At 73.0% G+C, this 21592-nt stretch carries 13 protein-coding genes; 5 read left to right on the top strand and 8 right to left on the bottom strand.

All coding sequences use genetic code 11. From position 1 onward, the window contains the following. Positions 1-119: 119 nt before the first annotated feature. The 3 genes from IE263_RS41905 to fxsT are packed head-to-tail and all read left to right on the top strand — an operon-like array spanning position 120 to position 6958. Positions 120-1658, top strand: a complete 1539-nt coding sequence (locus IE263_RS41905; protein ID WP_189943370.1) for a VMAP-C domain-containing protein — start codon at positions 120-122, stop codon at positions 1656-1658. Next, on the top strand, positions 1655-2716 hold the full coding sequence (locus IE263_RS41910) for an AAA family ATPase (RefSeq protein ID WP_189943371.1): 1062 nt from the start codon (positions 1655-1657) through the stop codon (positions 2714-2716). Before IE263_RS41905 ends, IE263_RS41910 begins: the two co-directional genes overlap by 4 nt. Next, entirely contained in the window at positions 2717-6958 is a 4242-nt protein-coding gene (gene fxsT / locus IE263_RS41915; protein ID WP_189943372.1) for an FxSxx-COOH system tetratricopeptide repeat protein, read from the top strand. Between the two features lie 219 nt (positions 6959-7177). On the opposite strand, the gene IE263_RS41920 is transcribed toward fxsT, so the two are convergent. Next, positions 7178-7435 (bottom strand): DUF1876 domain-containing protein, encoded by a 258-nt coding sequence (locus tag IE263_RS41920; protein WP_189943373.1) that lies wholly within the window; start codon positions 7433-7435, stop codon positions 7178-7180. A gap of 235 nt (positions 7436-7670) precedes the next feature. Beyond that, on the bottom strand, positions 7671-8243 hold the full coding sequence (locus tag IE263_RS41925; RefSeq protein WP_444545109.1) for an AMIN-like domain-containing (lipo)protein: 573 nt from the start codon (positions 8241-8243) through the stop codon (positions 7671-7673). Between the two features lie 319 nt (positions 8244-8562). Here IE263_RS41925 and IE263_RS41930 point away from each other — a divergent pair, with 319 nt between their 5' ends. Beyond that, a complete protein-coding gene (locus IE263_RS41930) occupies positions 8563-10233 on the top strand; it encodes a hypothetical protein (protein WP_189943433.1) in 1671 nt (556 codons plus the stop codon). A 73-nt stretch (positions 10234-10306) separates the two neighbouring features. Here the strand turns inward: IE263_RS41930 and IE263_RS41935 are convergent, their stop codons facing one another. The 6 genes from IE263_RS41935 to IE263_RS41960 form a co-directional block, all read right to left on the bottom strand. Beyond that, complete coding sequence (locus IE263_RS41935) at positions 10307-10948, bottom strand: cutinase family protein (RefSeq protein ID WP_189943375.1); 642 nt, start codon at positions 10946-10948, stop codon at positions 10307-10309. A 140-nt stretch (positions 10949-11088) separates the two neighbouring features. Next, the gene (locus tag IE263_RS41940; protein ID WP_229911460.1) at positions 11089-12318 is read right to left on the bottom strand and encodes a PucR family transcriptional regulator; all 1230 of its coding nucleotides are present in this window, start codon (positions 12316-12318) and stop codon (positions 11089-11091) included. 122 nt (positions 12319-12440) lie between these two features. After that, entirely contained in the window at positions 12441-13379 is a 939-nt protein-coding gene (locus IE263_RS41945) for an alpha/beta hydrolase (protein ID WP_189943377.1), read from the bottom strand. A gap of 20 nt (positions 13380-13399) precedes the next feature. Then, on the bottom strand, positions 13400-17395 hold the full coding sequence (locus tag IE263_RS41950; protein WP_189943378.1) for a type I polyketide synthase: 3996 nt from the start codon (positions 17393-17395) through the stop codon (positions 13400-13402). After that, the gene (locus tag IE263_RS41955) at positions 17392-19140 is read right to left on the bottom strand and encodes a fatty acyl-AMP ligase (protein WP_189943379.1); all 1749 of its coding nucleotides are present in this window, start codon (positions 19138-19140) and stop codon (positions 17392-17394) included. The genes IE263_RS41950 and IE263_RS41955 overlap by 4 nt, the downstream gene beginning before the upstream one ends. 65 nt (positions 19141-19205) lie before the next feature. After that, positions 19206-20780: an acyl-CoA carboxylase subunit beta gene (locus IE263_RS41960; protein WP_189943434.1), complete on the bottom strand. Its 1575-nt coding sequence runs from the start codon at positions 20778-20780 to the stop codon at positions 19206-19208. A 330-nt stretch (positions 20781-21110) separates the two neighbouring features. Here IE263_RS41960 and IE263_RS41965 point away from each other — a divergent pair, with 330 nt between their 5' ends. Then, positions 21111-21557 (top strand): SPW repeat protein, encoded by a 447-nt coding sequence (locus tag IE263_RS41965; protein WP_189943435.1) that lies wholly within the window; start codon positions 21111-21113, stop codon positions 21555-21557. The last annotated feature ends 35 nt before the right edge of the window (positions 21558-21592 follow it).

Here is a 21592-nt window from a genome sequence, read left to right on the forward strand (position 1 = left end):
CCACGTCATGTCGGATGTCGGTAAGTCACCTGCTCCGCCCATGACCGGCGTGCTAGCTTCACTCGCCGGGCAGGTGTACCGGCTCCGCGGGGAAGGTCGGTGAAGTCGTCGAAAACGGCATGAGCGAGTTCAAGCGTGCGTCAGGCGGCGGCGTGGAGGCGCTGCTCCGGCTGACCGAAGCGCTGTGCGAGCTGTCGTGCGTGGAGGAGCCGACGGGGCGTGTCCTGTTCGCCGATATGCTCGGACAACACCTGGGCGTCAGCATCGACCTTCGGGGCGTGAGACTGCGCGAGGACGTCGTCTCCCTGGTGCGTGCCGCGTTGAGCATGTCCGGGGGCGAGCGCGCACTGCTCGAGGTGGTGCGGATCCTCGAAGGACCCGTGGCCGCCAACACCCTCGAGCAGGAACTCGCTCTCTTGCTTGTGGCGAGCGCCCCGGCAGCCGAACTGCCCGGTCCCGTGTTCGAGCGGGATGTGAGCGCCGCCCGCGCGCTCCTGGACAAGGCGGTGGACTGGCTGCCTGGGACCGAGCTGCGCGACGGGCTCGCAGCCGAGCTCGGCATCGATCTCCCAGCGGGTCTCTCTCCTGTCCAACTCTTCCAGCACGTACTCGAGTTCAACGTGCAGCCGGACGGCCTGCCGCCCGCGGTCCTGCTCATGGATCAGGCAGCCGGGTCCGTCCGGATCACGGGCCTCCAACGGGCCCTGTCCGCATGGGTGAGGGACTGGGCGGGCCGCGCCGGACTGCTGACGCAGATCGAAGAGCGTCGGGCCGCTCGCACCCGCACCCGAACCGACCCCACCATCCCCAGGTGCCTCGTCGTGGTCGTGGAGCCCACCCGCGACGGTTCCGGAGAGGTCGTCGTCCGGCCTTGGCTCAACACGGTCCCCGGCCGCTGGAATCCTCTGCCCGACGAGCCCGTGACGACCACCCTCGACGATCTCGGCGCGGCGGTCGAACGGGTCCTGCGTCGGCTGGCACGGCTCTCGCCCTCAGCGGAAGCGCCGACGCCCACCCGCTCCGCGATGCCGCCGTACGTCGAGTTCGTCCTCCCGTACGACCTGATCAATCACGACGTGGCCGGCCTGAGAGATCGGTCGGGTGGGGGCAGGCCGCTGCCCCTCGGGCTGAAGTACGGAGTGCACCTGCGCAGCCTGGAGCGGATGCGTACCGACGACGCGCTGGTCAGGAGCCAGTGGCGGGAGCGGTGGCATGCCCTGCAGAGGCATGGGGTCACGGTGCACGGCTGGCGGGATGGCGACGAGCAACGACTGGAAGCGTGGCAGGCCGCTCTGGCGGGAGAGCCGATGTACACGGCGGCCGTACTCGACGCGCCCGACGGGAGAGCGGCGACGGACGCCCTCAAGGCGGCCATCGCGGAGGGGATCGGGCTCGCGGTCTGGGACCGTCGAGGCGTCTTCGTGGACGAGCGCAGGGAAGTCGTGACGGCGGTCTTCGCCTCCGTGCCGACGCCCGCCCAGCTGCCCATCGCCATGCACAGGCTCAGAAGCAGAGCCGAACTCCACCAGGGCGGCCCGTCCCTGCTCGGCCGCCACATCGCCTTCTTCTGGGACGACCCCACCCGGCTCGTCGACATCCAGGAGGCCGACCCGGGCGTCGACATGGACACCATCGACAGCGAGGAGAGCGGGATATGAGCGGGACACCACGGGTGGACGAGCAGGCCTGGCGGGTGTTCCACGCCACCGGTACCGCTCCCGACGGGCCACCCCGCCCTCTGCCGGAGGCGCCGCCCTGGCGCAGGTTCCGCGGCGGCCCGGCCCTGCCCCCGCCCCCTGACGACGAGGCGGCCGCACGCCGCCGTCTCGGGTACGCGGACGCCGTGCCACAGCTCGACGAGGCCACCATCGACGTCGTCAACGCGGCGCTCCTGCTGCGCCGCCCCCTGCTCGTCACCGGACCACCCGGAGTGGGCAAGTCCACGCTCGCCTACCTGATCTCCCGTGAACTGGGCCTGGGCCGCGTACTGGAGTGGAACATCGTCAGCCGTACCACGCTGCGCGACGGCCTGTACGCACACGACGCCCTGGGCCGTGCGCAGGCCATTGCCGCCTGGCGGGCGGGCCTCGATGCGCCCCTGGTGCCCGAAGAACCGGATCGGGGCGACGACCTCCCCTCCCCTCCGACTCTGGGTGACTTCATCACCCTGGGGTCCCTGGGGACCGCGCTGCTGCCCTATGACCGCCCGCGTGTGCTGCTCGTCGACGAACTCGACAAGAGCGACATCGACCTGCCCAACGACCTGTTGCACGTGCTGGAGAACGGCAGCTATGAGGTTCCGGAGTTGGTGCGCGACACGGCTGTCAGCGCCCGCGTGCACACCAGTGATCCCGGGCTGCACGCGGTGGTGCGCCACGGGCGGGTGGAGTGCCGGGAGTTCCCCGTCGTGGTGATCACCAGCAATGGCGAGCGGGAGTTCCCGGCGGCGTTCCGGAGGCGCTGTCTGCCCCTGGAGATGCGGCTCCCCACCCGGGAGCAGCTGCTCACCATGGTGGAAAGCCACTTCAGTGCCCTGCCGTCGGGCTCCGAAGAGCTGGTCGACACCTTCATCACACGGCTCCAGTCGGGCGGGACGCACTCCCTGGACCAGCTGCTCAACGCGGTGCAACTGACCACGGACGGCGGCTTCCGGCCCGACGGCGCGTGGCGCCGGCTCATCGAGATGCTGCTGCGCGACCTGTCGAAGGGCCGCTGAATGAACGGTATTCCACGGGAGCGCGCGCCAGGACCCGAGGATGTGGATCCGCACTGGCAGGAAGTGGCCGACGCCGTCTGGCTGGCCGCACACTGGAGCCGTACCGGGCGCACCATCCCGGAGGAGTCCGGGCCGGTGGACGACGACGAGTCGGTGGACGTGGCACCGTTGCCCCCGGCTCCGTCGTCCGATGTGCAGCAGGTGCCGACCGCCGAGGAGTCAGGTCCCTACGCCGCGCTGAGCCTGCCGGCCTCCTCCCCGGAAGGCCCTGCCCAGGTCCGCCCAGGGCCACCCGTCCTGCCCGGGGCACGGCCCCACGTACCCGGGCCGGGAGCACGCTCCGCGCAGCTGGCCCGCGCTCTGCACCGGCTCGCGCGACGGGTGCCGTCCCGCGAGGCGCTGCTGCTGGACGAGGAACTCACCGCCGAACGGATGGCCCTCGACGAGCTGTGGCTGCCGTTGTTCAGGCCCGGCTGGGCCAAGGCCTTCGACCTGGTCGTCCTCATCGACAACGGTCCCACGATGGCCATCTGGCGGGGGGAGACGGCTGCGCTGGGGGCCGCCGCCGAGCACAGCGGTGCCTTCCGGTCCGTGCGTACCGTCCACCTGAACGTGCCGCATGCCGGTGCCGGCGTACCGACGCTGCGCTGGAGCGCGGCCGGGAGCACAGCGGACCTGGGCGAGGTCCTCGACGGCAGAGGGGACCGGCTCTTCCTCGTCGTCACTGACGGTCTCGGGCACGGCTGGGCCGCCTACGCCGCCGACATCCTGCTCCACCGCCTCGGCCGCGCGGGCCCCACCGCCCTGGTCCACCTGCTGCCACCCCACATGCGGCACCGCTCCTCTCTCCATCCCCATGCCCTGGTACTGGAGGCAGGGGGATTCGGCGCCTCCAACCGCAACCTGCACCTCCGGCCGCCGTTCAGCGGGCCGGACCCGCTGCGGCCCCTGCCGGAGACCGACGGCGAAGCCACAGCCGTTCCCGTACTGTCCTTGAAGCCCGGTTCGCTCACCGCGTGGGCCGATCTGGTCGTCGGGGAGCCTGGCGTCCGCCGCGAGCTTCCCGTCGTGCTGGCCGGGTCGCTGAGCGCCGGAACGCCCGCGCCCGGGCTGCGTGCCCCGCAGCTGCCCCGCGGCGCGGCCGCCGCCGTGCGCCGCTTCTTCACGCTGGCCACGCCCGCTGCCCGTCGGCTCGCCACCTATCTCGCGGCGGCCCCGTTCGAGTTCGACCTCATCCAACAGTTACGCGACCGGACCATGCCGGACACCGGGGCGGAGCACCTCGCCGAGATTCTGATGGGCGGACTGATCGACTGGGAGCACGCCGATGCGCAACGCCCTGAGTTCGCCGACGGCGTCCGCGAAGCGCTCCTGGCCACGACGACGCGCACGCAGTTGGCCACGGTGGTCAGCGTTCTCGGGGAACTTCCCGCGGCGGGAGAACACGGCATCGCCCTGCGTGCTGCCTTGCGCGATCCGGCGGGGATCGCGCTGCCCGACGAGAGTGCCTGGGCGTGGCGGCGGACCGAACTGGCGGTGATGCGGGCGTTGGCCGGACCATATGCGCTGCGAGCCCGCCGGATCGAGGCCACCGGCCTCACCGTGATCCGCGACGCCGCCGACGTGGGGTCGACCGCCGGTCCGTCCTCTCTTGAGCTCCCCCCGGCTGCGGCGTCCCGGGAGCCCTCCGAGGCGACCGTCACAGCCGTGGAGGCACCGCTGAAAAGCGAGGCCGAGCCGTCGCGATCACCATCCGTCATGGTGAACGTTCCCCCGCGGAACAGATTGTTCGTGGGCCGGACGGCGCAGCTCCAGGCACTGGAGGAGCAGCTCGAAGTCCAGGACGTCGTGTGCCTGCTCCCGGACGCGTTCTCCACTTCCAGCGGTGTGGGCACGTCCGAGCTGGCGCTCGAGTACGTTTACCGGCATGCGGACGACTACAACCTCGTCTGCTGGATCCCGGCCGAGTGGGAGAGCCTCGTCCTGGCGACCCTCGCGAGCCTGGCGGATCGGCTGGGCCTTGGCCGGGCGGCCAGCGCAGCCCACCCCGTCGACTGGGCTGAGCCGGCCGTTCTGGACGCGCTGCGCACCGGTGCACCGTACGACGGGTGGCTGCTGGTCCTGGACAACGCCGTGGACGTCGAAGCGGTACGCCGTCACCTGCCCACCGGCGGACCCGGGAAGATCATCGTCACCTCCCGCAATCCCGAGTGGCAGCAAGTGGCCACCCCGGTGACGATGGGCGTCTTCGAGCGCGAGGAGTCGGTCGAACTGCTCCGGAAGCTTTCGCCCGCTCTCCCGGCGGAGGATGCCGACCGGCTCGCCGAGGCCTTGGGCGACGTGCCGCTCGCCGTTGAACAGGCGGGCACCTGGCACGGGCTCACCGGAATGGGGACCGACGAGTACCTCGAACTGCTCGGCCGCCGCGGCCCAGCCGTCGACGCACTCGACCCGGATACGAACTGCCCGGTCTCCCTGGCCGCGGTCTGGGACATTTCGTTGGAGCGGCTTCGGGAGCTGAACCCGGACGCGCGTCGGCTGCTCGACCTCTGCGCGAGCATGGCCCCCGAGCCGATCCCGTTCGACCTGTTGCCCCAGGTTCGAACCGCCGACGGCACGTCGCCGGAGAGCGAACACCTGCCGGGCAACCCGATGGGAATGTCCCGCGCAGTCCGGGCCCTGTGGCAGCTCTCCCTGGCCAAGGTCGACCACCGCGCGGGCACCCTGCAACTGCACCGGCTGCTGCGGGCTGCGCTGCTCGCCGGGCTGCCGGCCGAACAACGCGAGCGGACGCGTGAGGCCGCCCACCAGCTGCTGGCGGCGGGCAGGCCCGGCCGCTGCTCCTCGCCGCAGGAGTGGCCCGCCTACTGGTCACTGCTGCCCCACGTGCTCGCCTCGCAGGCGGTGACCAGCACGGACCCGCGGGTGCGGGCCCTCGTCCATGACGTCGTGCTGTTCCTCGAGCACTGCGGCGACCGCGAGGGTGCCGCCGCGCTCGGCCGGCAGGCCTGGGCCGCCTGGCTCGCGGCTTCCGGCGAGGAGCACTCCGACGTCCTCCGCATGGCCAGGGCCTACGCGTCCCTGCTGCGGCGCTCCGGCCGGCTGGCCGAGTCCGTCCCGCTCACGGAGAACGCGCTGGAGGTCTCGCGCCGGATCGCGGTCGACCCCGAGGACCTGATCGACTCCCTGTGCGAGCTGGCCGACGCCCGCCGCCACCAGGGCCAGTTCCAGGAGGCACGGGCCTTGAGTGAGGAGGCCACCCGACTGGCCCGGCCCGTGTTCGGGTCCCAGGACCCCTGGACGCTGCGGGCCACCCACAGCTGGGGCATCGACCTGCGCCTGTGCGGGCAGTTCGAGGAGGCTCTGACGCTGGACGGGCAGAACGCGAGGCTGGCCGAAGACCTGTACGGTCCCGCCGACCACTTCACCCTTGAGAGCCTCAACGCTGTCTCCATCGACATGCGTGAGCGCGGCGACTACCCCGGCGCCCGCGACCTCCAGGAGGATCTCTACCGCCGGGCGCGGTCCGAGCTCGGCGAGGAACACCGGCTCACCCTGCACATCGCCGCCACCCTCGCGGTATGCCGACGCCGCGACGGGGCACTCTCCGCGGCCGCCGTGCTCTCCGAGGAGACGTTGTGGCACTGCACGGCCCGCTACGGATCCGACCACCTCGACTCCCTCTTGGCCGCGATCAACGCAGCCGTCGACAGGCGTCTGGCCGGCGACGCGGAGTGGTCGCAGCAACTGTCCGAGACAACCACACAGCGCCTCGCCGCGCGCTTGGGCGAGGACCACCTGTGCACTCTGGTGGCGGAGGCCAATCTGGCCGCCACCCTGCGCACGCTCGGCCGCCTCGACGACGCGCAGGAACTGGAGGACGACGTCGCGCACCGACTGGACGCGACGGTCGGACCCCGCCACATGACGGCGCTGACCGTCGCGATCGGCAGAGCCAACACGGCATACGCCGGATTGGAATTCGAGCGAGCACACGAGATCGACGAGTCCAACCAGCTGCTGCTGGCTGAGATCGCGGGCGAACAACACCCGTTGAGACTGGCCTGCACCGCCAACCTCGCCCTCGACCTCCGGGGGCTGGGCCAGGGTGCTGAGGCAGACGAACTGCAACGAACGGCCATCGAGGGGCTCTTGGCTGTCGTCCGGGAGGACCATCCCTGGCTCCTCGCGGCCCGGCAGCGGCGACGCATCGAGTGCGACGTGGCCCTCATTCCGCTGTAGTCGCTCGCAGCAGCCCACGACCGGCGGAGGGCTGGCTGCGGCCGGGACAGGCGTGCGCTCCACACGGCTGCCGTGCACGGGTGCGCACCTCGATGCTGCACCAGGCGATGGTGCGGGCCGATCGGTGGACCGGTCGGCCCCCAGCAATCCGGGCGACGGACGCCACCGCCCGCCCCGCGGCCTGCACCCAGGCGCGTGGCCTTCCGGAGGAGGATGCCGTCACGCTTCGACGGGGCCCGCCAGGTGCACGATGTCGTCGGAGGCGACGTCGTGCAGTCGGACGGCGAGGTCGTCCAGGGCGCGGCTGGCGGCGAGTTCGTCGCCGATCTCCGGAATGGGGCGGTCGACCGGGTTGCGCCGGGCCGTGCCCTGACCGGTGACCGTCGAGGTCTCCCCGGTGGTCAGCACGGCACGCGCGTGGGTGTCGTCGCCGTCCTCGGTGATGAAGATCTGCACGGTCCACTGTTTGGATTCCATCGTGATCACTTCCGTGCGGAGCGGGAGGCGAGGCTTCGGGACGGGCCTGCGCAGGCAGGATGCCTTTCCTGCCCACTCCTCAGCGTGCGCCTCCTCACCGAGCAGGTCCAGGGCGGACGGGTCGCGCTCCACCAGGTCGCCGCCCCGGCCCTGCTCGTCCCGCGGTGAAGCAGACGCGGAGACGAGGAGGCCGTTCGGCTCGTCTCCCCGCCCCGCGCCTCCTCCGCCTCAGGCGTCACCAGGTGTGGGCCACGTCCACCACGACGTGGTCCGCCAGGCGCAGCACCCGGAAGGGCAGCCGAGCCCGTACCCCGAGGCCGAACTGCGTCACACCCTCGAAGCTGCCGGCGAACCGAGTGTCACGGAAGGTGCGGTAGCCGGTGAGGTTCACGCCCGGCAGGGGCTGGGCGACGCGTCCGGGGTAGGTGGGGGTGCCGGTCTCGGGGTCGTAGGCGGGAGCGTTCACCCGCACCTCGAGGATGGCTCCGCCGCCGACGGGGATGGGGCGGCCGGAGCCGTCCTGGTAGAGCTGGTCGACGTACCCGACGGAGAAGCCGAGCTCGTCCGCGGCCGCGCCGGGGACGTCGACGACGAAGCGGTCGTAGCAGTCGTGGCGGCCGGTCCTGACGTTCTCCACCGGAGCCGACGTACCGGACAGGTAGGTCTTGTCGAGGCTGCCCCAGCCGGTGGGGCAGGCGACGGCCCGCGGGGCGGTGACCGGGGTGGCGGCCTCGGCCGGGACCGCGGCCGCGCCGAGCGCCACGGTCATGAGCGCGGCGGTGGCCCAAACAGTTCTGTTTCGCACCATGATGTCCCCCTGAAGTGCGTGTGTCGGACAACAGCTGAGACAGTCCGATTGACCCGATGGTTGCACTGTTTCCTCGCCTGAGCATGGCGCGAACGGTGCGATGCCCCGCTGCCTGGTCCGGGCCGCTCATCGGCCGACCGCAGGTTCGGCAGGCTCCTCGGTTCCGTGATTCGTCCCGCACGGACAAAGGCGCAGCCCGGGGCTGCGTTCTTGTGAGCAACGCCCGACCCCGTGGTCGGCACGGACCTACGGTCCGGCCATGAACACACGTCTCAGTACGGGAAGAACCGCGAAAGCCCTGCGCAGCGCCGCGTTGGCGATGCTGCTGACCACCGGGGCGCTCACCGCGGCCGCCCCGGACGCCCGGGGGGAGAGTGCCAGGACCGAGACGCGCGTGGCGTCGACGAGTCCGGTCGCCGGGGTGACCGAGTCGGTGGTGCGGGTGAAGGCGCCGTTGCCGGTCTCCTTCGGGGCCCGTCCGGCGGCGTGCGACTGGCTGTCGTACCTGCGCTACCGCGCCGCCGACGGGCCGGAGGCGTCCGCCGACGCCGACCGGATCCTCGTCGCCCAGCCGGGCATCCTGGAAGGGGCCGGAGCCTTCGACAGCGTCGCCCGCAACACCGTGGCGCGCGCCGCCGCACAGGGCCTGCACATCGAGTTCTGGGCCCTGGACCGGCGTTCCAACTGTCTGGAGGACCGCACCGGCATCGCCTCCGGCGACCAGCACACGGCCGTCGACTACTACTACCGGGGCAAGCAGGTCGACGGCCACACCTTCGCCGGGTACCTCGGCAACGAACGGCTGGGGTGGATGGCGAAGCTCGGCATCGAGCAGACCGTCCGCGACCAGTACGACCTGCTCACCGCCGAGGTGCCCGACCAGGGCCTGCGCAAGCGGAAGGTGCTGTGCGGAGGCCATTCCCTCGGCGGCGTCATCACGGGGTACTTCGCGGCCGCCGACTTCGACGGCGACCGCGCCACCACCGCCGACGCCGGACACCGGCAGTGCGCCGGCTACTTCGCCCTCGACACCACCGTCTCCACCTCGCTCGCCGACCTCAGCGGCAGCATCCCCGACGACACCAACCTGCCCGACATCGGCCTCGGATACGGTGCCGTGCAGGCCGGGCTCGACAGCGGACTGCTGCCGCGCTCGCTGTCCGCGCCGGTCCTGCTCAACCCCGAGACGATGACCCTGCTGGCCATCGCCGGCCTGGGCGCCGTACAGGATCCCGGCGGCGAAGCCGACCTGCCCCGCTATCTGCCCTCCAACGTCAACATCGAGGCCACCAACCGCTTCCTGTTCTCCGAGGACACCGCCACCTTCCTCAGCGGCTCACCCGCGGTGAAGGACTTCCGGCTCACCAACGCGGCCGTGCTCGGAGCGCTGATGGACGACAACTCCGTCCCTCTGGCGTTCCTGCAGAGCAGCGTCGGCTTCTTCGACGGCGGGCCGATCGCCGACAAGAACTTCCCCGTCGCCAACGGCGGTTCGCAGCAGCCGGGGCTGTTCGGCACGGACTACAAGGCCATCCCGGACCGGCCCCACGGGCCGCTCTACACATGGCGCGATTACGACCGCGTCGGCGATCCCGACGACCCCGGATACCGCTCGGCCGACGGTACCCCCTTCACGAGCGCCGGCAAGGAGGTCACCGACCTCCAGGAACTGGCCCGCAGTCTGGCCGAGCAGCCGCTGGACTTCACCGAGCAGTACTTCCCGACCAAGCTGGTCACCGACCTCCAACTGGCCACCTCACCCCAGGTGAAGCGGCTCGTCGTGCACCCGGGAGGGCTCACCGCCAACCCGACGCTCACGGTCCTCGCCGGCGACGGACTCCTGGCGGGCCGCATCCCGGCCGACCTGCACCCCGTGGTCGCCGACGGCTACCAGCACCTCGACGTGCTGACCGCGGCGCCCGTGCAGAACTACGGACGGCCCGAACCCGTCTCCACCCACCTCACGGAGTTCGCCCGGGCCCCCAAGTAGGCGCCCCCCTACGGAAGTCGGGCCCGGGAGAGATCCTCCCGGGCCCTGCCGTGTCCGTCGGTGACGGTACGGCTCAGACCTTGCCTGCGGCGAAGGTGGCCGCCGCGTCGGCGTCGGCGGTGTAGCCGAGGTGCGCCAGCACGTCGTCCCCGCCGTTCTCGCAGATGGGGTCGCCCTGTGCGCAGATGTCCAGGGTGCGGCTCTGGTAGGTGCCGGTGACGCTCTTGCCGAGGGCCCGGATCGGGTTGCCGAACAGCAGCACCGCGGCGACCCTCGGTTCGAGAGCGGCCGGGATGGTGGCCACGATGGGGCTGCCGACCACCGCGCCGGCGCTGCTGATGCCGATGGAATTGTCGACGACGTTCGCGCCCTGCGAATAGCCGACGAGGACGAAACGCTGATTCGGGCAGGCAGCCGCCTGGCTCTTCACGTGGTTCACCAGGTCCGCGTTGCCCTGGGCGGCTGAGGTGAGGGAAAGGTCCGCGGGATAGTTCACCTTGTAGCTGGACAGGGTTTTGCCCGTGATTTTCTTCTGCAGCGCGGAATACACGGGGTCGCCGACGATGAAGCCGAGCGTGCCCGGCTCGAATGTGCCGCGGGCCGCGACGACGTCGATGTCCGTGCAGGCCGCGGCCGATGCCGCGGGTGCCGAGAGGGTGGCCAGTCCGGCCCCGCCGGCCAGTGAGAGCGCGGCGAGACACAAGCGAATGCGCATGGGGATCCTTTGCGGGTGGGGCGCGTGCGCGCCTGCGGAAAAGGACGTCCCGAACGTATTCGTGTTTCCGGACCGGGTGTTATGGACGGGAATTCAGAAACTCCCGCTTTTTTGTTGCCGACGTGAGCGGGCGGAATGCGTCACGCGGAAAAGGTGCTGTGGCCGCGCAGTTCCTCGGCACGCAGGGCCAGGATGAGGTCCAGGCGGGTGCCGGGGTCGTGCAGCGCGTCGCCGAACAGCTTCTCCAACTGGCGTAAGCGGTAGCGGACTGTCTGCGGATGGACGTGCAGCCGCGTGGCGACGTCGGGCACGTTGCTGCCGCTGAGCAGCCACGCCAGCAGCGTCTCGGCGAGCCGGACGCGCTGCCCCTCGGACACCGCGTCGAGCGGCGCGAGGACACGCGCCTCCAACTGGGCCAGCAGCGGCTCGTCGCTGTGCAGCAGCAGGGTCGAGAGGTGGTCGGCGCACCGCACCACGCCCTGCCGCGGCAGGACACCCCGGCCCATCAACCCCAGGGCCCGGGTGGCCCAGTGCAGCGACCGGGCGGCCTCGGCGAGCGGGACCGTCGGGCCGATCGCCGCCGGACGGCCACGCAGGGCGAGGGCGAACGCCCGCCCACCGAACCGGCCGGAACCCTCCGGGTCGGGCACCAGCATCCGGGGCGGCCGGGACTCCATGTCCACCAGCGCCCCCGCCGCCGCCAACGGCCGGTCCTCCTCCCGCTGGTCCGCGGTCGCCGCGAGCGCCACGACGGCGACCTGCCGCGGCACCGTCCACCGGGCGCCGTGCGCAAGGTCCTGCACGGCTTCCGGGGCCACCGGCCCGTCGCCCAGCAGCAGGTCGAGCAGGCGCCTGCGGCGCCGTTCCAGCTCGTCCGTGCTGCGCAGCTGGGCCTCGGCGTAACCGGCCGCGGCCGCCTCGGCCACCTCGTGCACCGTCCGGAACGCCAGCTCGCCCAGCGCGGCCACGACCGTGGAGTCCAGCCCGAGCTCCTCCGCCGTACGGCCCATCAGCCGCCAGGCGTGCAGCCCCCCGACGCGCAGCGCGGACTGCAGCGCGTCCAGACTGCGGCCCTCCAGCGCCTCGCCCCGCCCGAGTTCGTAGTACGTCGCGGCGATCGCGTCCCCCTGGCCGCGCGGTTCGGCGATGTGGTCGACGAACAGGGTGAGCGCCTGGACCACCCCGGCTCTGAGCTGCGCGCGGTACGTCCCGTCGGCCGGCCGCGCGTACTCCGGAACCTGCCGACGCACCTCCTCCTCCACCTCGTCGGCGACGGCCTCGAGCCGGTCGCGCAGCAGCCTCGCCAGGTCGGGCGGCACAGGGGCGGCGCCGAGGCCCTGCGGTACGCCGTGCGGGGTGGGGGCAGCCACGGCGGACCCTCCTTTCACCCGGAAGCGGCTCACCCGCGGGCCGTTGCCCGTGGGGCGAGGGGTAAGTCCTGTGTTGGACGGACGTCCCCTGCGCTCCGTTCCGTGCCCCGACGGCACCGACATCACTCCGGCACCCCCAGCGCACGGGCGAGCATCGGCCATGACGCGGTGAACTCCCGCTTCCAGTAGGCCCAGCTGTGTCCTCCTCCCGCGTAGTAGTGGGTGGTGACCGGGATGCGGAGCAGTGCCAGCGTGTCGGTGAAGCTGTGGGCGGAGGGCCACAGGGCGCTCTCCAGCGCCTCGGGGAGCCAGTCACCGCTGCCTCCCGCCACTCCGCTGCCGCTCGAGACGTACAGGGCGGTGCCGCGCAGCCCCGCGGCCCGGGCGCGCGGGTTGAAGTCGCGCCAGGTGAGGAGGTTCAGCACCGGGTTGCCCCAGAGGGAGAGCGGCAGCAGTCTCTCGCGGGCGACGATGGCGTCCACGATCGGCGGCACGCCCGGTGCCGTGGTGTCGAGGATGCCGCTGTAGGAGGCCGCCGCGGCGAACATGCCGGGATGGCGTGCCGCGTGCGCCATGGCTCCGTAGCCGCCGGTGGAGACCCCGGCGACGGCCCGCACGCCGGAGGCCCGGTACTCCCGGGCGAGCAGCGCCGGAACCTCCGTGAGCTGGAAGGTCTCGTAGTCGGGGCCGCTGCGCCACGCCGTGGGAATGCCGGTGGGGCCCGCGTCCGGCATCGCCACGATCAGGTCCCGGCCCTCGGTGAAGGACTCGATGTCCGTCTCCCGGGTCCAGGACGTGTGGTCGTCGTGGGCGCCGTGCAGCAGATACAGGACGGGGTACGTCCGCCCGGGCTGGGTGTCGAAGCCCGACGGCAGGATCAGCCGTACCGGCGCGGTGCGGCCCAGAGCGGGGGAGGACACGGACACGTCGAGAGTGCGCGGTCCGAGCCGGGTCGCGGCCCGGGCGGTGGCGGCCCCGGCGCCGAACAGGGCGGCCAGCCCGGCGGTCGCCGCGGCTTTGGTGACGGTGCGCCGGGACACCCCGGCGGTGCGGTGGGACATGGCGGCTCCTCGGATCCGGTTCAACGGGTCTGCTCGGCGAGCTCCCGCCGCAGCCGGGCGGCGATCTCGTCGACGTACGGCGGGTCGAGGAGCGACAGATGGTGCCCCGCGACCGGTACGACCGTCAGGTGCGGGCACACCTCGTCCCAGCCGAGCGCCTCGTCGTCCCGCTCGTACGCCGGGTCGCGCACGGTGTGCGGGGCGGGCTCGGTCGCCCGGTACAGGACCACCCGCCCGTCGTAGGGCCCGGGCCGGTGGGCCTCGCCGATCCTCAGGTCCAGGTAGGAGGCGCGCTGGTGCTCCAGAGCGGCGGGCGGCACATCGGCGGCCTCGCGCAGGGCCCGCAGCACGGTGTCGATACGGTCGCCGTCGTCGTCCATCGCCACGAGCTCGTCGTACGGCAGCTCCAGCCGGACCCCGTAGGTATCGGCGACATGGCGGGCGAAGCCCGAGAAGTGGGCGCGGATCCGGTCGGCCGGTGTGCGGCCGGACCGGGGGAGGGGCCGTACGGAGTCGATGAGCACCACCAGCTCCACGTCCCGTCCGGCGGCGGTGAGCTGCCGTGCCGTCTCCTGGGCGACGAAGCCGCCGAAGGACCAGCCGCCGAGCACGCAGGGCCCGTCGGGGTGGACGGCGGCGACGGCCTCGGCGTAGCGGCGTGCCTTGTCGGTCACCGTGCGCGCCTCTTCGAGCCGTTCCAGTCCGTGCACCGGCCGCTCGTCGCCGAGCCGTTCGGCGAGGGACCGGTAGACGTCGGTGGTTCCGCCGGCGGCGTGGACGAGGAAGAGCGGGGGCCGGGAGCCGGTGGCACGCAGGGTCCGCAGCGGGGAGTTCTCACCCGGCGGCCGTGCCGGGAGTGCCTGCTGGATGCGGGCGGCGGCCTCCTCGACGGTGGCGGCGCCGAGCAGGTCGCGCAGGGGCAGCTCGATCCGGAACTCGCGTTGCAGGGCGGTGCGGATGCGGACGGCCATCAGGGAGTCCAGGCCGAGGTCGGCCAGGGCGGTGGAGGGGGTGACGCGGGTCGGGGGGTGGCCGGTGACGGCGGCGATGTGGTGGCGCAGGCGGGCGGAGACCGAGGTGTCCTCCACCGCGCCGGCCTCCCGCACAGGCGCCGCCGGTGTGGCCGTGGCGCCCGTGCGCCCGTCCGTCCACCAGTACCGGACGTGCCGCCAGCGCGGCGCGGGCAGGTCGATGACGCGGCCGGGCGGCAGGGGCAGGCGTCCGCCGGCCGCGTACAGGGCTCCCACCTGCGTGAGGAACGCGGCGGAGCCGTCGGCGTCCCGGCGCAGCGTGCCGAGGGCGAGGGCACCCGGCACGGTGTCGGCGACGGCCCGGGTCAGGACCGGGTGGGGCGAGATCTCCACGAACGCGGTGTGACCGTCGGCCGCGGCCGACGCGACGGCCCGGTCCAGGCGCACGGGCCGCCGCAGGTTCGCGGCCCAGTGGGCGGCGTCGAAGACACTGTCGCCGCGCGGGTCGTCCAGGACGGTGGAGTAGACGGGGACGCGGGGCCGCCCGCCCCGGAGGTCGGCCAACGCCTCGGTCAACTCCGGCAACAGTGGCTCGACTTGAGGCGAGTGTCCGGCACCGGCGACCCGCATGGCGCGGACCGCGCGCCCCTGCCGCTCCCATCGACGCACGAGCCGATCCACCGCCGGCTCCTCGCCGGTGACGACCTTCTGGCCGGGCGAGGAGTGCACCGCGACGTGTACGCCCGGGAAGTCCCGTGCCAGCGCGTCGAGTTCGCTGTCGTCCAGGTCGACGACGGCCATGGCGCCGCCGCGCAGCCCGCTGAGCAGCCGGGCCCGTACGGCGACGACCCGGGCCGCGTCCGACACGTCCAGGGCGCCCGCGCACACCGCGGCGGCCACCTCGCCGAGGGAGTGTCCGATGACGGCGGCGGGTTCGACACCGTACGAGCGCCACAGCTCGGCGAGCGCCAACTGGAGCCCGAACAGGACGGGTTGGGCCACGTCCAGACGGTCGAGAGCGCGCCCGGACGCCAGGTGGTCGTACAGGGACAGACCGCACTCCGGGGCCAGTTGGGCGTCGAGCTTCTCCACGGCGGCGGCGAAGGCGGGCTCCTCGGCGAGCAGCCGACGCCCCATGCCGGCCCACTGGCTGCCGTACCCCGAGAAGACCCACACCGGGCCGCGCCCGACGAGATCACGGTCGCCGGTCACGACCCGCTCGTGCGGGCGGCCTTGGGCCAACGCGTCCAGTCCGTCGGCGAGTTCGCCGTGATCACGGGCGATGACGGCAACGCGCGCCGACCCGCGCCCGGTGCGCCCGGCGAGCGTGCGCGCCACATCGGCGGGGTGCGCGGCGCCCCCCTCGGGCGTGCGGAGCCAGTCGGCGAGCCGGGTCGCGGTGTCCCGGACGCGGGCGGTGTCGACGTCGGAGAGGAGATGCAGACGGGCGGCCGGCCCCTCCTCGGCCGGGGGCGGCGGGAGGACGCCGGGCCGCCATTCCTCCAGTACCGCGTGGGCGTTGGTGCCACCGAAGCCGAATCCGGAAACCCCGGCGGTGGCCGTACCGCCGTACCGGGGCCACGGCTCCGGCTCGGTCACCACCCGCAGCCGTACGTCGTCCAGGGCGCTGCCCCCGGCGCAGTGCAGGGACGGCGGAACGAGGTCGTGGTGCAGGGCGAGCACCGTCTTCACCAGCCCGGCGATGCTCGCGGCGGACTCCAGGTGGCCGAGGTTGCCCTTGACGGAGCCGAGGAGCAGGGGCTGGTCCGGGTCGCGGCCCGCACCGAGCACGGCGGCGAGCGCGCCCGCCTCGATCGGGTCGCCGAGCGGGGTACCGGTGCCGTGCGCCTCGACGTGGTCGATGTGCGCCGGACTCAGCCCGGCCCGTGCGTAGGCCGTGGTCAACAGAGCCTGCTGGGCCGCCGGATTGGGCGCCAGCAGGCCGTTGGAGCGGCCGTCGGAGTTGACGGCCGTGGCGCGGATGACGGCGAGGACGCGGTCGCCGTCCCGCTCGGCGTCGGACAGCCGCTTCAGCAGGACGGCCGCGCAGCCCTCGCCGCGTCCGATGCCGTCGGCCGCCGTCGAGAACGGCTTGCACCGCCCGTCCGGAGCGAGGGCGCCCGCCCGCCGGAACGCGACACCGACGGCGGGGGAGAGCAGCAGATTGACCCCGGCGGCGATGGCCGTGTCGCTCTCGCCGGTGCGCAGGCTGACACAGGCGTGGTGCACGGCGACCAGCGAGGAGGAACAGGCGGTGTCGACGGCCATGCTCGGCCCCCGGGTGTCCAGTACGTACGCCAGGCGCCCCGCCGTGACGCCCAACGCCCCGCCGGCCGGTGCCCACGGGTCGACGGCCGCCGGGTCGGCGCCGGTGAGCGAGCCGTACTCCGGGGCGGACACGCCGACGAAGACGCCGGTGGCGGTGCCGGCGAGGGACGCGGCCGGGACGGCGGCGTGGTCGAGGGCCTCGTGGACGACCTCCAGCAGGATCCGCTGCTGCGGATCCATCACCACGGCCTCGCGGGGCGTGATCCGGAAGAAGTCCGCGTCGAACCCGGCGATGTCGTCGAGATAGCCCCCGTACGGCGGCGCGTCGGCCGGCGGGAAGGCGGTGAAGTCCCGCCAGCGGTCCTCCGGGACCCGCCGGATTGCGTCGACGCCCTCGCACAGCAGCCGCCAGTAGTCCCCCGGTCCGTGCACACCCCCGGGCAGCCGGCAGCCGACCCCGATGACCGCGACGGGCTCGCCGGGGTCCGGCGGAGGAGAGGCCGCCCCCGCTGCCGCGGGGACCGTTGTGCCGCACAGGTGCGCCACCAGGGCGTCGCCGGTGGACACCTGCCACAGCAGCGTCGCCGGCAGCTCCCGACCCGTCGCCCGGGAGAGCTCCCCGGCCAGGACGACCGCGTCCCGCGAGGACATGCCGAGGTCCGCCAGCGGCCGGTCCATCGGGACGTCCTCGACAGCCGTACCACTCCAGGCGGCCACCCGTTCGGCGATCAGACGGCGCAGCGCGTGCCGCTGCCCGCTCTCCTCGACGGCGCTCATTCCCCGGTCTCCGGCGCGTAGGCACCCGCCAGATAGCGCTCGCGGGTCAGCGCCCGCGACACCTTGCCGCTGGACGTACGGGGCACGGTGCCCGGAGGGACGACGACGACATCGGCGAGCCGCAGGCCGTGCCGGGCGGAGACGGCCGCGCGCACGGCACGCACCAGGTCCGGCAGGTCGATCTCGGCGAGTGTCGTGGTCCGCACGTGCTCCGCCACGACGACCACCCGCTCACCCGAGCCGCCCGCTACCGCGAAGGCGGCGAGCCGGTCGCGCCGCACCGCCGGATGCGCGTCCTGGGCCGTCACCTCCACGTCCTGCGGATAGTGGTTGCGGCCGTCGACGACGATGAGGTCCTTCAGCCGGCCGGTGACGAGCAGCTGCCCGTCCAGGACCGTCCCCAGATCACCGGTGCGCAGCCAGCCGCCCGGACCGGCCCCGGCGTCGGCGAGGGCGGCCCCGAAGACGCGCCGGGTCGCCCCTTCCTGGTTCCAGTAGCCGCGCCCCACATTGGGACCCTGCACCCAGATCTCGCCGACCTCCCCCTCGGACAGGGCGGCGCGGGAGACGGGGTCGGCGATCCGGAGCCGCTGGCCCGCCGGGGTACCGCAGCCGGCCAGCAGCACGGCCCGGGGATCGTCGGGCCGCACGGGCAGGGCCTTCCCGGTGGCGAGGGCGTCACGGTCGAGCGCGAACCGGTGCAACGTCTCCCCCGGCCGGGCGGCGCTGACGAAGACGGTCGCCTCGGCGAGCCCGTACGACGGACAGTGTGTGTCCGGCGCGAGCCCCTGGGCGGCGAAGGCGGCGTGGAAGCGGTCGGCGGTGCCGGGGCGGACCGGCTCGCTGCCGTTGATCAGCGCGGCGACGCCGTCCAGCCGCAGATCCGCCTTCTGCGCGTCGGTGACGGCCGAGGCGCAGTAGTCGTAGGCGAAGTTGGGGGCGGCGCTCACCGCGCGCGGATGGGCGGCGAGCAGCCGCAGCCAGCGCACGGGCTCGTGCAGGAACGCGACCGGATCCATGAGCACCGACTGCAAGCCCCGTACGACCGGGGCGGCGACACTCAGCACGAGCCCCATGTCGTGGTACAGCGGCAGCCAGCCGACGCAGGTCACCGGGTGGTCGTCGGCACCGTAGGCGGTCAGTGCCTGCCGGGCGTTGGCGACGACGTTGGCGTGGGTGATCTCCACGCCGGCCGGGGTGCGGGTCGAGCCGGAGGTGTACTGGAGGTACGCGACCGCCGTGTCGTGCGGCGTGACCGGCTGCCGGTCCCCGGCGACGGCGTCGGGCACCCGGTCCGTGGCGACGACCGCCACAGGTGTGCCGGCGCAGAGGTCCCGCACCTCGTCGAGGGCCCGGCTCGTCGTCACGACGACCGCCGGACGCGCGTCGGCCAGGACGGCCGAGAGCCGGTCGCCGTGCCCGGGCAGACCGGGCGGGTACAGCGGTACGGCGACCAGCCCGGCGGCCAGTGCGGCGAGGAACGCGGTGACGAACTCCGTGCCCTGGGGGCACAGCAGCGCGACCCGGGCTCCGGGCTCGGCCTCCTCGGCGAGCCGGGCGGCCAGCGCCCGCACGCGCAGGTCCAGCCGGCGCCAGGTCAGGGTGCGGTGGACGCCACGCGAGTGCGGGGAGGGGTGGTCGACGAAGGTGAACGCCCGGCGGTCCGGGGTGGTTTCGGCCCAGTGCCGCACGTACTCCGGCAGACTCCGGAACGCGGGCGCGAGCGGGGGGCGGCGGGTGTCCATCGGGGATGGCTCCTCACATCGCGGGATCGGCTTGCGGGGCGGATCGGTCGGGCCGGTCGGAGCGGTCAGAGGGGGATGTTGCCGTGTCGGCGCTCCGGCATCGGGGCACGCTTGCCGCGCAGCGCACGCAACGCACGGCAGACCTGGACGCGCGTGTCGCGCGGGGCGATGACGGCGTCGACGTATCCCCGCTCGGCGGCGAGGTAGGGGGTCCCGTACGTGCTCTCGTACGCGGCGACGAGACGGGCGCGCAGCGCCTCGGGGTCGTCGGAGGCGGCGAGCTCGCGCCGGTGCAGGACACCGACGGCGCCCTCGGCGCCCATGACGGCGATCCGCGCCGTGGGCCAGGCGAGGTTGATGTCGGCGCCCAGGTGCTTGGAGCCCATCACCGCGTACCCGCCGCCGTACGCCTTGCGCACCACCACGGTGACCTTCGGGACGGTCGCCTCGGCGTAGGCGTACAACAGCTTGGCGCCGCGGCGGATGATCCCCGCCTGCTCCTGACGGACACCGGAGAGATAGCCGGGGACGTCGGCGAAGGTCAGCAGCGGGATGCCGAACGCGTCGCAGAACCGCACGAAGCGCGCCGCCTTCTCGGAGGCGTCGATGTCGAGGACCCCGGCGGCGTGCAGCGGCTGGTTGGCGACGACACCGACGGGATGGCCCTCGACGAGCGCCAGCGCACAGATGATGTTCGGCGCGAACAGCTCCTGGATCTCCAGCAGTTCGCCGTTGTCGACGACGGCGTGCAGGATGTCGCGCATGTCGTAGGCCTGCCCGAGCCGGTCCGGCACGATCTCGTCGAGCCGCGTGCCGGCGGGCGCGGACGCCGGCGCGTACTGCGGGGGCCGCTCGAGGTTGTTGGCGGGCAGATACGACAGCAGGTCGCGTACGGTGTCGAGGGCGTCCACCTCGTCGGTCGCGAGGAAGTGGGCGTTGCCGTTGACGGCGTTGCTGGTGCGGGCGCCGCCCAGGTCCTCGGCGCTGGTGCGCTCGCCGGTGACCGCCTCGATGACGTCGGGTCCGGTGACGAACATGTGCGAGGCGCCGTCCACCATCACGGTGAAGTCGGTGATGGCCGGCGAGTAGGCGGCCCCGCCGGCGCACGGCCCGAGCACGACCGAGATCTGCGGGATCACGCCGGACGCCCGCACGTTGCGGCGCACCAGCTCGGCGTAGAGGGCGAGTGAGGCGACCCCTTCCTGGATGCGGGCGCCGCCGCCGTCGTTGAGCCCGATGACCGGGCAGCCGGTCTTCAGGGCGAGATCCATCAGGGCGACGGTCTTCTCGCCGAAGGCCTCGCCCATGCTGCCGCCGAAGACCGTGGAGTCCTGCGCGAACACACAGACCGGACGTCCGTCGATCGTGCCGTGCCCGGTGACCACCCCGTCGCCGTAAGGGCCAGGGGTGCCGTCGCCGGTGGGGCGCCCCCGGACGAACAGACCGGTCTCGGTGAAGGAGCCCGCGTCCAGCAGCAGGTCGATGCGCTCCCGGGCGCCGAACTCGCCGCGTCGCCTCGGCCCGCCCGGAGCCACGGCCTGTGCCCAACGGCTTTCGAGGCCGGCGAGGCGTTCGGCGGTGCCGTCGGACCCACGCGCCGCCGTCTCCCTCGCCCGGAATGTTGTCGCCTCTCGCGTCACAGCCACCTCCGAAAGTGGCTTCGAATATGGCAGCGGCGCCGCGACGGTCCGGGCGGATCGCCGTTCTCTTTGGGCGAGGTGAGTCCCGTGGGAGCCGGGTTCGTCCTCGGGTGACAAGAGGCCGCCGACGCCCGGAGGGCGACGCCCGCGACACCGCATGGTCACCGTCGGACGCGATCGCTGACTGTGCGCGCTCGGCCACCGTCACGTCTGCCGGGTACCGAGCCGCGCCGGGGTTCGGCCGTGGGGCGACAGGGGTACCCGTGGTGTCGACATACCGGCCGGAGATTCCCGGAGGTGAGGGGAGTGACAGCCTCTTCCAGGTCGTCCATGGAGACCCACCCGGACATCATCGACATGCGGGACCGTCTCGAGATGGCGGAGCGCGCCACCAGTACCCCCCGGGCGCAGGCCGTCGAGACCCTGGCCCTGCTCGCAGGCGTGTATCTGGCGGCTTCCCCATGGATCGCGGGTTTCAGCAACCTGTCCGCGCTGGCGGTCAACAACCTGATCGTCGGCATCGCCTACGCGCTCCTGATGAGCGGCGGTTTCGGCCGCGCCTACGAGCGCACCCACAGCATGGCCTGGGCCGCCTGTGCGCTGGGCGCGTGGACCATCATTTCGCCCTGGGTCGTCGCAGGTGACGTCAGCACCACCAGGACCGTGCTGAACAACGTCATCGTCGGAGCCGTCTGCCTCCTGCTCGGGCTGGCCGCCAGCGCCGCCGCCCCGGGGAAGCGACCGTCAGGGGCCGGACGCCGCGTGACGACCCCGTAGGGGTGCCGGATCAGGGCTGACCTGTATCACCGGCG

It is taken from the genome of Streptomyces aurantiogriseus (assembly GCF_014649375.1).
GTDB classification, from domain to species: Bacteria; Actinomycetota; Actinomycetes; order Streptomycetales; family Streptomycetaceae; genus Streptomyces; species Streptomyces aurantiogriseus.

Excerpts from the sequence above, each read along its gene's own strand:
- IE263_RS41905 (WP_189943370.1), top strand. The coding sequence starts at position 120 with ATGAGCGAGTTCAAGCGTGCGTCAGGCGGCGGCGTGGAGGCGCTGCTC.
- IE263_RS41910 (WP_189943371.1), top strand. The coding sequence starts at position 1,655 with ATGAGCGGGACACCACGGGTGGACGAGCAGGCCTGGCGGGTGTTCCAC.
- fxsT (WP_189943372.1), top strand. The coding sequence starts at position 2,717 with ATGAACGGTATTCCACGGGAGCGCGCGCCAGGACCCGAGGATGTGGAT.
- IE263_RS41920 (WP_189943373.1), bottom strand. The coding sequence starts at position 7,435 with ATGGAATCCAAACAGTGGACCGTGCAGATCTTCATCACCGAGGACGGC.
- IE263_RS41925 (WP_444545109.1), bottom strand. The coding sequence starts at position 8,243 with ATGGTGCGAAACAGAACTGTTTGGGCCACCGCCGCGCTCATGACCGTG.
- IE263_RS41930 (WP_189943433.1), top strand. The coding sequence starts at position 8,563 with ATGCTGCTGACCACCGGGGCGCTCACCGCGGCCGCCCCGGACGCCCGG.
- IE263_RS41935 (WP_189943375.1), bottom strand. The coding sequence starts at position 10,948 with ATGCGCATTCGCTTGTGTCTCGCCGCGCTCTCACTGGCCGGCGGGGCC.
- IE263_RS41945 (WP_189943377.1), bottom strand. The coding sequence starts at position 13,379 with ATGTCCCACCGCACCGCCGGGGTGTCCCGGCGCACCGTCACCAAAGCC.
- IE263_RS41950 (WP_189943378.1), bottom strand. The coding sequence starts at position 17,395 with ATGAGCGCCGTCGAGGAGAGCGGGCAGCGGCACGCGCTGCGCCGTCTG.
- IE263_RS41955 (WP_189943379.1), bottom strand. The coding sequence starts at position 19,140 with ATGGACACCCGCCGCCCCCCGCTCGCGCCCGCGTTCCGGAGTCTGCCG.
- IE263_RS41965 (WP_189943435.1), top strand. The coding sequence starts at position 21,111 with ATGGAGACCCACCCGGACATCATCGACATGCGGGACCGTCTCGAGATG.